Source organism: Pseudoalteromonas sp. LC2018020214 (assembly GCF_016598755.1).
Taxonomy (GTDB): domain Bacteria; phylum Pseudomonadota; class Gammaproteobacteria; order Enterobacterales; family Alteromonadaceae; genus Pseudoalteromonas; species Pseudoalteromonas distincta.
Genome location: NZ_CP066804.1, coordinates 2,776,095 through 2,788,817 on the forward strand (window position 1 = coordinate 2,776,095; position 12,723 = coordinate 2,788,817).

At 37.5% G+C, this 12,723-nt stretch carries 10 protein-coding genes; 7 read left to right on the top strand and 3 right to left on the bottom strand.

Going from position 1 to position 12,723, the window contains the following annotated elements:
- The 5 genes from JG479_RS12300 to pelG are packed head-to-tail and all read left to right on the top strand — an operon-like array spanning position 1 to position 5,653.
- Complete coding sequence (locus tag JG479_RS12300) at positions 1-516, top strand: hypothetical protein (protein ID WP_002958938.1); 516 nt, start codon at positions 1-3, stop codon at positions 514-516.
- Positions 513-1,811: a PelD GGDEF domain-containing protein gene (locus tag JG479_RS12305; protein WP_200219416.1), complete on the top strand. Its 1,299-nt coding sequence runs from the start codon at positions 513-515 to the stop codon at positions 1,809-1,811. The genes JG479_RS12300 and JG479_RS12305 overlap by 4 nt, the downstream gene beginning before the upstream one ends.
- Positions 1,808-2,791 carry a HEAT repeat domain-containing protein gene (locus JG479_RS12310; RefSeq protein WP_033020714.1) on the top strand — a complete coding sequence of 328 codons (984 nt, stop codon included), beginning with the start codon at positions 1,808-1,810 and terminating at the stop codon, positions 2,789-2,791. Before JG479_RS12305 ends, JG479_RS12310 begins: the two co-directional genes overlap by 4 nt.
- Complete coding sequence (gene pelF, locus JG479_RS12315; protein WP_200219417.1) at positions 2,784-4,301, top strand: GT4 family glycosyltransferase PelF; 1,518 nt, start codon at positions 2,784-2,786, stop codon at positions 4,299-4,301. The genes JG479_RS12310 and pelF overlap by 8 nt, the downstream gene beginning before the upstream one ends.
- Positions 4,289-5,653, top strand: coding sequence for an exopolysaccharide Pel transporter PelG (gene pelG / locus JG479_RS12320; protein ID WP_002958942.1), 1,365 nt, complete (start codon positions 4,289-4,291; stop codon positions 5,651-5,653). The genes pelF and pelG overlap by 13 nt, the downstream gene beginning before the upstream one ends.
- A gap of 275 nt (positions 5,654-5,928) precedes the next feature.
- On the opposite strand, the gene JG479_RS12325 is transcribed toward pelG, so the two are convergent.
- From JG479_RS12325 to JG479_RS12335, 3 genes are all read right to left on the bottom strand, one after another.
- Positions 5,929-6,930, bottom strand: a complete 1,002-nt coding sequence (locus JG479_RS12325; RefSeq protein WP_200219418.1) for a D-Ala-D-Ala carboxypeptidase family metallohydrolase — start codon at positions 6,928-6,930, stop codon at positions 5,929-5,931.
- 11 nt (positions 6,931-6,941) lie between these two features.
- Complete coding sequence (locus tag JG479_RS12330; protein WP_200219419.1) at positions 6,942-8,267, bottom strand: L,D-transpeptidase family protein; 1,326 nt, start codon at positions 8,265-8,267, stop codon at positions 6,942-6,944.
- Positions 8,268-8,477: 210 nt separating this feature from the next.
- Positions 8,478-9,455: a DNA topoisomerase IB gene (locus JG479_RS12335; protein WP_200219420.1), complete on the bottom strand. Its 978-nt coding sequence runs from the start codon at positions 9,453-9,455 to the stop codon at positions 8,478-8,480.
- 313 nt (positions 9,456-9,768) lie between these two features.
- On the opposite strand from JG479_RS12335, the gene JG479_RS12340 reads away from it, so the two are divergent.
- Together JG479_RS12340 and purU are read left to right on the top strand one after the other, a co-directional pair.
- Complete coding sequence (locus JG479_RS12340; RefSeq protein ID WP_197121281.1) at positions 9,769-11,655, top strand: hypothetical protein; 1,887 nt, start codon at positions 9,769-9,771, stop codon at positions 11,653-11,655.
- A 206-nt stretch (positions 11,656-11,861) separates the two neighbouring features.
- On the top strand, positions 11,862-12,692 hold the full coding sequence (gene purU, locus JG479_RS12345) for a formyltetrahydrofolate deformylase (protein WP_002958947.1): 831 nt from the start codon (positions 11,862-11,864) through the stop codon (positions 12,690-12,692).
- The last annotated feature ends 31 nt before the right edge of the window (positions 12,693-12,723 follow it).

A 12,723-nucleotide genomic window follows, 5' to 3' on the forward strand; every position in this document is an offset into this window, starting at 1 on the left:
ATGTTTCGTTTAATTATACCGTGTTTGGTATTACTATTATCAGCATGTACCACCAGCAGAGTTGCTGATGATATAGAGCTTAGCCCTTCAAAAACAGTGGCACTAATGCCGCTTGTTAATCATGCTCAAACACCGCTTGCCGGTGAGCGTGCTGAAGATATTTTAGCCAGCATTTGGCAACAAAATAAATTACCAACTCTTATACGTGCACCTCGCGTAAACAGCAAAGAGCTTCCACCGCTGGATGATCAATACCGTTTAGACAATGCTATGCAATGGTTAAGCACTCAACAAGCTGACTATGTACTAACAGGCAGCATTGAAGAGTGGCGCTATAAAGCAGGCCTTGATGGCGAACCTGTTGTTGCACTTACATTATCACTCACTGTAAATGGACAAACCACACCAGTTTGGACAGGTACTATTGCTAAAAGTGGCTGGGGCCGCGATAGCATTGCAGCAACAGCACAAGATGTGATTGCCGATTTAATTTCTTATATAGAGGTTAGTGAGTGAAAACACATTTCCTTAGACCAAGAGACGTTCCTGAGCTACAAATATGGGCTGAGGTATTTATATTTACCGCGCTTGCTTTAGGGCTGCCTGTATTATTTAACGCACAGGACCCATTTTGGACTGAGGGAGGGTTTTCGTGGCCTGTACTTGGCCCTCTTTTAGTTTCTTTACGCTATGGCTTTTCAAAAGGCTTTATTAGTATTTTATGTTTGCTTGTTGGCCAACTTTTTTTACTTCAAGCAAATATTTTATCACCGCAAAGCGACTTCAATATTAACGCTATGATTGGCTACATTATTGTAATTATGATCACAGGCGAATTTAGGGATGTGTGGGAGCGTACTAATCAACAGCAAAGTATTCAGCTTGAGTACGTAACAGATCGTCTTGAAACATTTACTCGTCAGTATCATTTAATTAATTCATCTCACGATAGAATTGAGCAAATGCTAGCTGGGCATACGTTAAGTTTACGTGAATCACTACAAGCAGTAAGAACCTCTATCGGGCTATTAAAAGAAAGAAGACTTGATAGCGCAGCGCAAAAAATAATCGACTTATTTGTTGAGTACGGTTCGCTAGAAAGAGCGGGATTGTATAAAGTTGAAAACGACAGTGTTTTAGAGCCACCACTTGCCTCTATAGGTAAGATGAGTCAAATAGCTAAAAACGATCCTCTTATATTAGCAATGATCGAAGAAAAAGAATTAGTATCGGTAAAAGACGAAAAAGCATCATCGGGTATAAGTAAATACCATATAGCAATCCCACTTATCGATGTAAACAATACTATTTACGGCGCTATTTTGGTTGAAAGAATACAATTTTTTGCGCTTAAAAATACAACTCTAACATTACTTGCTGTAATGGCTGGGCATATAGGCGATTTACTTCGTCATGAAATAACAAACCCAGTAATGACGTATGAAGAGTCTCCATACTTTATTCGCCAAGTTAAGCGCGCAAATAAAGAAGCAAAACGATACAACATTCCTTCGCAGCTACTAAAAATAAAAGCCAACAATATTACTGATAAATCGACTCAACTTATGAGTTATTTAAGTGAAGCCCGTCGTGGTTTAGACATTTATTTATATGATGATAAAAATCAGATATTACTGCTATTAATGCCATTAGCTGATGAACTTGAAAAAGCAGGCTTTATTGCCCGAATGAACACTTGGTGTAAAGAGCGCACTGGTAGCACTTTAGCTGAGCTTGATATTGTTATTGAGCAACAACTTGCACTACCAATAAGCTCAGATGACATAAAGAGATTGGTTTCACTTTCATGATTATAATTATTGTAGCGGCTATTTTAGGGTGTATTTGTCAGTACTTTGCACTAATAGAAGTACTGGAAACACCTGATTGGTTTTTAGCTATACTATTGCATGCTATTGCTAGCATCCTTTTTGCTTTTGTTAGCTATTTTCTGATACCTAAAAAATACAAAACGACTCCTTATAGCTCTTTACTACTCATGTTTTTATTGTTGTTTACATTGCCTGTACTTGGAATTATAGGCGTTGTAGTAGCGCTTACGTTTGCTCTGTGTAAACCACTCAAAAACGATGATATAGAAATTGAAGAGCATAAAATACCTGAGCTTCCTTTTGAAGCCAGAGCAATATCAGCAAACCCGACCTATTCTATGGGCGGACTTAAAGCAATTTTGAAGCACGCGAGTGAACCAAATAAACGTCTAAGTGCCGTAATGGCGGCTCGTCACATGAGTGACTCACAAGCTATTCCTATTTTAAAGCTAGCACTTAAAGATTTAGAAGATGATATTCGCCTACTCGCCTACTCAACCCTTGATGGTAAAGAAACCAAACTCAACGAGAAAATCAGTTTGTACCAGCAAGAAATAGCCATTACGACTAAGCAGCCAAAGTTAAGTAATTTACAAAAACAACTAGCCGAACTTTATTGGGAACTTAGCTACTTAGGTTTAGCACAAGGTGCGCTTCGTAAATACGTTTTAGAAAAAGCCGAAGCACTTGCACAGCAAAGTATTGAGCACGTAAAAACACCTGCAACTTTTATATTTTTAGGCCGTATATCTTTAGCCTTAAACAAATACGAAATAGCCCATGAGTACCTACTCAAAGCAACTGAGTCGGGCATGGCAAGGCGTCATGTTCTCCCTTATAAAGCCGAAGTTGCCTTTTGTATGAACAAGTTTGACGACTGTAAACGCTACTTAAAAGAACTCCCAGAACAACCTAAGGGCAGTGAATTACGTCATTTACAGGAGTATTGGCATGAGTAACAAAAATGCAGACATTTTACTGCTTTTAGAAGGTACTTACCCTTATGTGCGTGGTGGCGTATCTAGCTGGGTCCATCAAATAATAGAAGGGTTACCTCATTATAACTTTGAGCTTGTTTTTATAGGTGGAGCGCCAGAGCATTATGGCGATATTCAATATACCTTGCCTGAAAACGTTACCAAGCTGCATATTCATTATTTAGTACAAAATGATACCTCTGAAATAAAAGCTAAGCACGGGGTTAAATATAAAAAAGAACTCTTTGATTTTTGGCAGCAACTACAAAATTATTTTAGAGATTGTAACGAGCCAATCCCGACTGAATTACTAAAGTTTGCATTTGAAACTTTAGCTAAAAAAGACGGTATTAACGAAGCCGACTTTTTATATAGTGAATCGTCATGGCAAGTACTCACTAATTATTATTCAACTTTTTGTGATGAATCCTCTTTTATTGACTTTTTTTGGTCATATCGCAATTTATATAAGCCGCTATTTAAAATAGCCGAAATTGCACGAGGGCTTCCTAAAGTTAAACTTATTCACTCAATATCTACCGGGTATGCGGGTATTTTAGGATCCGGCGCCAGTGTAATAAGTAATACTCCCTTTTTGTTGACCGAGCATGGTATTTACACCAAAGAGAGAAAAATAGATCTTATTCAAGCCAGTTGGATCAAAGAGTCAGAACAAAGCCTAGGTAAAAACTTAAATACCGAGATGGGCTTTATTCGCCGAATGTGGATCAGCTTTTTTGAGCAAATTGGCCGAACAACATACCAAGAAGCAGATAAGATCATTTCGCTATACGACGGTAACAGGCAGCGCCAAATAAAAGATGGTGCAGCGCCAGAAAAAGCATTTGTTGTGCCTAATGGCATTAAAACAGTGCGCTTTATTGAAGCGCTTGATCAGCGTCCAAAACAGATACCACCGGTTGTTGGATTAATTGGACGTGTAGTGCCTATAAAAGATATTAAAACCTTTATACGTGCGATTAAAGAAGCGCAATCGATATTACCAGAGGTCGAAGGCTGGATCATCGGCCCTTTCGAAGAAGACCCACAATACTACAAAGAGTGTGAGCTACTGGTAGGCAGCCTTGATTTACAAAGCAGTGTTAAGTTTTTAGGTATGCAAGATATTACTAAAATTTTGCCTCAGCTCGGAATTGTAGCTTTAACCTCGATTTCTGAAGCGCAGCCTTTAGTGCTTTTAGAGGCAATGGCGGCTGGTGTGCCTGTACTTGCTAGTGATGTTGGCTCGTGCCGCGAAATAATCGAAGGCGGAACCGATGAAGATAGAGCGTTAGGTAAAGCCGGTGAAGTTGTCCCAATTGCTTCTCCGAGCGAAACAGCAAAGCAAATATCAAACATGCTAACAAATGAGCAAACTTGGCTTGAGTATCAAAAAAGTGGTTTAGACCGCGTACAAAAATTTTATGACGAGAGCCACATGTTTGCCCGTTACGATAAACTTTATAAGGACACAATAGCATGGCTGGAATAGGTTTTGAGATACGGAAAATTCTCAAAAAAAATACCCTGCTCTCAGTTTTTGAAGCATACGGCTACGCAGGTTTAATAGGCTCAGGCCCTTGGCTGCTCTCTATTGTAGCGTTAATGCTTATTGGTATTTTAAGTTTAGGAATTGTATTACCTAAAGTACTTATTATTCAATTTTTAACGCTTGTTACCTACATGATGGCCGCCTCACTTATTTTAACGGGTGGTTTGCAGCTATTACTAACTCGATTTATTGCCGATTTATTTTTTCAAAAAGAAGAGGCAAAGGTACTGCCTAATCTACTCGGTGCACAGCTTATAACAACAATAGCCGCGCTATTGGTAGGCTTGGCTGTATGGCCTATGCTCCCTATACCTGTTGTTACTAAGATTATAATTTTAGGTGCCTTTGTAAGCTTATGTAATCAGTGGCTTGGCGCTATTTTTCTATCAGGTATGAAAGAATACCGGTTAATTTTAATAACTATGCTAAGTGGTTACGCCTTTATGGTATTACTTGCATACTTATTAAGAGACTGGCAGTTAGACGGCTTATTTTTTGCGTTTTTTGCAGGCGAAGCTCTACTCTTTTTTAGCTTTTTGTTTATGATTATTCGCCGCTACCCAGGTGAAAAACTTATAAGCTTTGACTTTTTAAGTAATAAAAAAGTGTATTACAGCCTATTCTTTTGTGGTCTGTTTTATAACATTGGTGTGTGGGCTGATAAAATCATTTTTTGGTATTCACCAAGCACATCAATTCAGATTATTGGCACGTTAAGAGCCAGCCCAATTTACGACTTACCTATATTTTTAGCCTATTTGTCTATTATTCCCGGTATGGCAGTATTTTTAGTAAAAATGGAAACCGACTTTGTAGAAGAATACGACCGTTTTTACACAGCTATTCGAGAGGGTTCATCGTTAGAAGAGATTTACTATTTAAAAGATAATATGATCCAAACTGCACGTGCCGGTTTATACGATATATTTAAAATTCAAGGTATTACCGTTGCCTGCTTATTATTGTGGGGCGAGCAAATACTTACCTTTATTGGTATTGATCCAAACTATAAAACGCTTTTATTTATTGATGTAGTAGGTGTAGGCGTACAAGTTATATTTTTATCTATTTTAAATATTTTGTTTTATTTAGATAAACGCTCAACAGTGCTATTTTTAGCGGGGTTATTTTTGGTAATAAACGTTGTTTTAACTTTGTTATCAATTACTTTTGGACCGCAGTTTTATGGTTACGGCTTTGCTCTCTCAACTATTATTACCTCTGTTGTTGGCTTATTTTGGCTTTCTAAACAATTTGAAGATTTAGAATACGAAACGTTTATGCTGCAATAGCATGATATAAAGGCTGCTTATGCAGCCTTTATATTTAAAGCTTTTCGTACAAAATTAAAATAATTAATTATTGGAAAACGGCTGATACACACCATGTTTATAGCTCATATAAGCGCCTCAGTTTAAAGCAAAAAAGACTAGCTCAGTAAATGTATAAAATGTTTATAAAACAAAGGGCTTACAAAAACCAAGCTCCCCTACCTTGGCTTAGCTAATCTCTTGTACAATTAAACTTAGCTAGTTTAGCTTTATGCTAAATGAGGTAGCCGTTGCAATTATTTACTCACCCAACGCGCTTTAAAACCACGCGTATCAACATGTATAAATGCGCCTCTGTGCGACTTAGGCCCATAAATACCTAAACCACCTAGTAAACCTTTAAATGATTCACGTCTAGCTAACGACTCCACTATATCGGCCATCACTATAGCGTCACCAATTGAATGCTTACCGTCATTATTTATATCATCCATACGGTAGTTGCCATCATTATCTATAAAAATATCGGCAGCATCACCAAATACATGTCGGCTAAGTTTTACATTGCCAATTGATTTGTTGTAGTACGGAGTTCTATAACCGCTCATAACCACCATATTACTAACCGGTATACCTTCTAAAATCAGTTCTTTGCGTATTTTTTCTAGTTTAAGTAGCAACTTATTTTGTAAAAATAAATACTTTGGGTACTTACTTCGCTGCTTACTAACAAATTCTTTTAGTGAAAAGTGAGGTGATATTTTTACGTTTTCATTTTCAGGCGTTACCTTAACAAAGCCATCGGGCACTATGTAGTGTGAAGCGTCTTTAATCTGTGAAGGTTTAGGATAGTGCCCAATGTGGTAATACTTGAGCTTTCCTCCTTCAACATTGTCTGCCGGTACTTTTACAAATACGTTGATTTTCATACGCTGTTTTTTATCGGGCGACTCAATAATTACCGTTGTTAAACCGGGCTCTTTGGGTGCTTGCCATTGCCAGCGGTTGGTGTCTGTAAGCTTAGATTTCCCTTGAGTGTTAATTAGCGTGTAAGCATTTTTTGATTGCGCAAAAAGCACTTCAAACTCAACTTGCTCTTTGGGCATTACAAATACTGAAAACACCGAATATGGCATAACTATATCGTTAATTTTTAGGCTAAATTCTGCATCTTCAAAGTTGGCTTTGTTTTTTATATCAACTACCTGATGCGCAGGCTTTGTAGGCGCGGCAGCAAATACACTATTGCTAAATATAATTGTAAATATGGCGATAGAAATATAATGAATAAATTGCATAAACCCTCTCATTATTTATTTTTTAACAAAGCGGCAATCACCGACTGTTCATCATTTTTTAATAGTGCTTTTTTATCGCGTTGATATATGTCATCTCTAAAGTTAACCAGCTTATTTTCGTCAACCCATGCAGTCCAATAAACTAAATGAATAGGAAGAGGCTCATCTAAATAAAACGTCTGAGTACTGTTTTGAGCAAGTGCGCTGTCCATATTATTGAGTGTTTGCGCTTCTCCTTCGTACTTAATAATTTCACGCGCTAACGAAAAAGGCTTTTCTATTCTTATACAGCCATGCGATAAGGCTCGGTTTGCTTGGCTAAAGCGGTGCTTTGCTGGCGTATCGTGAACATAAATTGCTTCGGCATTGGGGAATAAATACTTAACTTCCCCTAGGGGGTTTTCTTCACCAGCACGTTTTACTAAAAAGTGATCAAATTGGTACGGCTTAATAGAATCCCAATCAATATTGCTTGGATTAACAGTTTGTGAGTCTAGGTAGCTGTTTTTTCTAATTTCAATATTATTTTTTACAAGATAGTCAGGGTCCTCGGCTACCTTTGGAGCAATTTCTTTGGTGGCAATTGAGGTGGGTATACGCCATTCAGGATTAACTACAAACTTTTCTATTTCGTCGCTAAATGCAGGTGTTTCCCAACTTGGTTTACCTACAATTACGTTATTTTTTAATTTTACATCGCCCGCTTTTACAAATCGTAAGCTGTATTCAGGAATATTTACATACACATACTGCTCATCACTTGCGCCTGCAAAGTTAGTTATTCTATAAAAGTTAAGTTTTAATTTATCGAGTTTTTGCTGTGCGGGCACATTAAGCGATGCAAAAGTACGCTTACCCACTCGGCCATCAACTTTTAAACCATGGCGGCTTTGAAATTGCTTAACAGCTTGCTCTATATCTTTATCAAACGTGCATATAGCTTCGTCGCACACGTTAATTTTTAAGTCACGCTCTTGATATAAACGCTGTGCAAGTAAGCTCACCTGTTTATTATTACTGCCTAGTTCAAGCAATTCATCGTTATATAAGTGTGTAAAACCACCTTTGTTAACTATTTCTTGATACCAATTAATGGCTTTTTCTGTACGTTCAATTAACTGCGCTGAATATTGGTCAAAGTAGTAGGTGTCATCAGCTTGCATGTACTTTTGTGAGTTATAAGTAGTTAGTGAAGAGTTAGCGAGTACCACACTTTCAAGCTCATTGGCAGCGAGTGTTGGTGCTGAGCATAATCCGCTCATGCCAATAAACAATGCAGTTATTAAAGTAAAACCCTTTGCCTTAGTATGCGCTTGATTTGAAAATGACCCCTTCACTGTGAACCTCCTCGCTAAATATCGTTGATAAATGCTTTTGTACTTACCACTAAGTAGTACTCTGGAGGTGCAACGGTAATGCCAAATTAAAGTTTCAAAATAAACAATTGAAATTTAATGACTTTTTAAAAACCCTTATTCTAAAAGTTAATAAATTAAACTAGAGAATATGTAATTAATATGCTCAAGTGTGTAAAGTTGCTATGGCAATTAATCGTTTAAAAAAGCTAAAAAACCACGTTCATAACGACTCAAGTACTTTGTTTTTCGTGGTAATGAAAGGGACTCTCTCCACGCAGTTTGAGTATCTTCATCTTCTTTACACAGCGTAATTAAATCGGGATGCACATAAGATTTGCGTGCTATAGCGGGAGTATTACCAAGTTGCTCAGATACGCTATCAAGCATGCTTTTTAAACTAAGCGCCCCTTTAGCTTTTGCTAATTGTTTGAATGCAATAACGCTTGCTCGCCAAGTTCTAAAGTGTTTTGCACTAAACTCCTCACCCATTATTTGCTGAATGTATTGGTTTATTTCACTTGATGTAACATTTGTGCGCTCACCTTCATTTATATACTGAAATAAATGCTGCCCGGGTAAATCTTGTAAGTCTTTTATAACATGGCTAAGCACCCTGTCGGTTATATTTACTTCACGTTCTTTACCTGACTTGGCACGATATTTTAGCTGAATATTTTTGCCCGTGAGTTTTGCATGGCGTGTTCGTAATGTTGTAGCACCAAAACTTTTATTTTGCTTTACGTTACGCTCGTTACCTACCCTCAGCGCACCTAAATCCATAAGTCTTACAACTGCTGCTAAAGTGCGCTCAATATTAAGTTCATCGCCTTGTAAGTCTGTTTCTAAACGCGCTCTTAACAAAGGGAGTTTATTACCAAATACTCCACATGCTTGGTATTTTTTTGCTTCTTGTTGCGCCCTAAATTCAGGATGGTAGCGGTATTGCTTTCGCCCCTTACTATCAAATCCTGTCGCTAAAATATGCCCGTTTTCTTCTGGGCAAAACCAGGCGTTTTTATAGGCAGGCGGAAATGCCAATCCATTCAAACGATCAATCACATTTTGCTCTTTTATTTGCTTACCGATTGGATCAAAGTAAAGCCAACTTTTATGTTTAAGTTTACGAGTGATCCCTGGTAAATTATCGTCTACATAAATTAGCTTCATTAACCCTCCAGTTATATTTAAGCATGCGTCGGAATATAAAATGTATCACTTTAAAATAACCTTAAACTGAACAAGATTATTGATATATAATAAAAAACTAACAACAATTATAAATACTTAATATATATTAATAATTCTATTTAGGTTTTCGCAAAAGTAGGTCTAACTTACGCGCCAGCAACAAGTCTATTACGATTAAACTCGATGCACTTAGCGCTAAAATAAAGCTACTTGAGATAGATTTATTATCCTAAGTTCAGATTAATTACACTTTGTCCCCCGCAATTGGGGTGCTGTTTAAATGGAGAATTCAATGGCTTTTGATTATGGATCGATTGATCTTGGACTAAAAAACCCCTTCAAACTGGAAGGTAAAGTAACAGCATTAAGAGGACTCATTGAGTCTATAGCAGGTATTAGTTTACTTGTTATTGCTGCGGGCTCTGTGAAAGAAGATACAACCGCAGGTTGGATTTTAATGGTGTTTGGCATGCTTATTTTAGCATTCGGCATTCGCTCACTATCGTCAGGTATTTATGCAACACTTAAATACTTTGTAGGTAGAAACCACCCAACTTCACTTGCTTATAACTACAGTAAATCGCAAGCATCAACCGCTCAAGAAGAACAAAAAGAAGTAGCCTACACAGCGCAATCACTTGAAGAAATGCTGGTTGGTCGTAAAAACAGTACATTTAAAGAGCCTAATGGTTTTTTATCACGCTTACTTCACAGCTTAATCCCTAAGTTATTGTTTCTACCATATCCTATTCGAAATGTTGCCCAGCGATTATTTGGCTCATGGGTAAGCACCTTTGTAGCCCTTATTGCTTATGGCCTTGTTGCATTTGTATCTTTGTCGGGCTTTACCGGTGAAGCTGGGGAATTAGCATTTCCGGTTTATAGTGCAATATTAATGTTTTACGTGCTTTTTTCTTGGCGCTCTACAGGTAAACCTATCTCTCGAAATGCAGAAAAGAATATTGAAGCACTTGGTACTGGTGCGCTTGCTAAAATTATTTCTTTATCTTTTATTTTACCCATCGCTATTGGTCTTTCTATGTCATGGTTGATGAAAGAGCAGCACATTAGTAAACAAGAAATAGATAGCTGGCTTGAGCAACTGCCTAGTCTTCATGCTGGAATGTACTTAATTGCAATTATTATATTAGCAACTCTAAGCTGTGCGCTTGCTTTTATCATGATTAAAGCGCGTTTAAATTCAGTTACCCCTTCAGCTGAAGTATCTGAACTACGTGAAAACTGGCAAGAGTCTGTTCATCCAGACGAGATTTTCATAAACCTCGATAACCTAGTAATGGCTAATCGTCGTTATAAAGAAGTACCTAACAGAGTTTACAGAGAATTAGACCCTAAGCTTCAAGAACAAATAGAAGGTAAAGGCGGTTTTAAAGGTGAAATGATCCAAGAGATTCAGCCTAAACTGCACTCAATGGACTTAGGTAAAAATTTTACACTCGCGAGATTACTTGCTTTGGTAAGCGGTAACTTACTTTATATTGTAGCGTTAGCATTTACTGTATTTTTAGCATATTCGTTTATTAATATTTACCATTACATTGATGCGGCAAATATTAATAGTTTTAAACAAGCATTTAATAACCAACATGTTATTCAATTTAGTGAGCTATTAATGACAAGCTTTCACTTATTGCTAATAGGCATACTTATTAAAGCATTTGCGCAATTACTTGCAAACACAGCGCATCTATTTTTTGCAGAAATGCAATTTGAGTCACTGCTTGTGTACTTTAAATGTGAAGGCACTTTTACTGAGTCTAAAATATCAACAGGTACTGGTATTCACGATAGCACCCGCTCAGAAAATACTTTAGTACGCAGTAGCATAACGCCTTGGATTATTGTTTCTCGTGTTATCTCTACTACGTTTGCTGCAACAGGTATGAAAAACCTTGAACATCCTCGCCACATTATGGAAATGCATAAAGACGAAGGACAATTACAAGCAATCAAAAAAGACGTTATTGCATTCTTAAAAGACCGCGAATCTATCGCCTCAATCACCAGTGAGCGTGATTTAGGTAATGCGTCACAAATACATCAACTAAACCAACAAACGCGCGCTATACCTACTCAGCAAGCGATAGCGAAAGATGATGAAGAAGCTGCCGGGTATTTAAGACAAGAAGAAAACTTATCTCCCGAGCCCAAGGGTTAATTAACCTCAAACCTAGATAATGTTTATTAATGCCACCTTGTTAACTTAGGTGGCATTTTTTTTAACCTCTATTCAATACTTTTTAACTTTATGACCTCTTTTGCACTCAACAACATGATTAATATTGGATTAGTTCACAAAGCCCTTGCTTTATGTGCCAAAACACAAATAATGAAAGGATTAATTACAGGGTAAGAATGAGGACAATGAGCTATATACTAACCACCCAATGTGCTGATGATGTAGGCTTAATAGCTAAAATTACAGGCCTTTGCCATAAAAATAATTTAAACATTACGCGTAACAACGAATTTGTAGATAAAGACGCGCAGCGATTTTTTATGCGTACAGAGCTTACAGGCGAGCCACAAAGCGACTTTTTAGATCAACTACGCGCACTGTTGCCACAAGGCGCTAAACTTGCGCTACATTGCGGCGCAAAAACTAAAGTAGTTTTACTGGCAACTAAAGAAGCTCATTGTTTAGGTGGTATGCTGTTAAAGCAATTTGAACAAACTCTTAATATTGAAGTACTCGCTGTAATTGCTAACTATGCTGATTTAGAGCCGCTAGCTAAAGGGTTTGGTGTGCCATTTCATGTTGTATCGCACGAAGGGTTAACCCGTAGCGAGCATGATGAAAAGGTAGGCGATTTAATTGCCAGCTACAACCCTGACATTATTGGCCTTGCCAAATACATGCGTATTTTAAGTCCTGAATTTGTGGGTCGGTTTGAAGGTAAAATAATTAATATTCATCACTCATTTTTGCCTGCATTTATAGGTGCTAAACCTTATCATCAAGCATTTGAGCGCGGCGTAAAAATTATTGGTGCTACCGCTCACTTTGTTAATAATGAGCTTGATGAAGGTCCTATTATTTTGCAAGATGTAACCAGCGTTACACATGCGAATACCGCCGAAATGATGGCTAAAATGGGCAAAGATGTTGAAAAGACTGTGTTTTGTAAAGCACTTCAACTTGCCTCAGAGCATAAGCTATTTATTAATGGTAATAAAACCGTGGTGTTTTCTTAGCATTAATCCAACTGCTTAATTATTCTACATA

Bases quoted from the DNA above. Each gene is read 5' to 3' on its own strand.
- JG479_RS12300 (WP_002958938.1), top strand. From the start codon at position 1: ATGTTTCGTTTAATTATACCGTGTTTGGTATTACTATTATCAGCATGT.
- JG479_RS12310 (WP_033020714.1), top strand. From the start codon at position 1,808: ATGATTATAATTATTGTAGCGGCTATTTTAGGGTGTATTTGTCAGTAC.
- pelF (WP_200219417.1), top strand. From the start codon at position 2,784: ATGAGTAACAAAAATGCAGACATTTTACTGCTTTTAGAAGGTACTTAC.
- pelG (WP_002958942.1), top strand. From the start codon at position 4,289: ATGGCTGGAATAGGTTTTGAGATACGGAAAATTCTCAAAAAAAATACC.
- JG479_RS12325 (WP_200219418.1), bottom strand. From the start codon at position 6,930: ATGCAATTTATTCATTATATTTCTATCGCCATATTTACAATTATATTT.
- JG479_RS12335 (WP_200219420.1), bottom strand. From the start codon at position 9,455: ATGAAGCTAATTTATGTAGACGATAATTTACCAGGGATCACTCGTAAA.
- JG479_RS12340 (WP_197121281.1), top strand. From the start codon at position 9,769: ATGGCTTTTGATTATGGATCGATTGATCTTGGACTAAAAAACCCCTTC.
- purU (WP_002958947.1), top strand. From the start codon at position 11,862: ATGAGCTATATACTAACCACCCAATGTGCTGATGATGTAGGCTTAATA.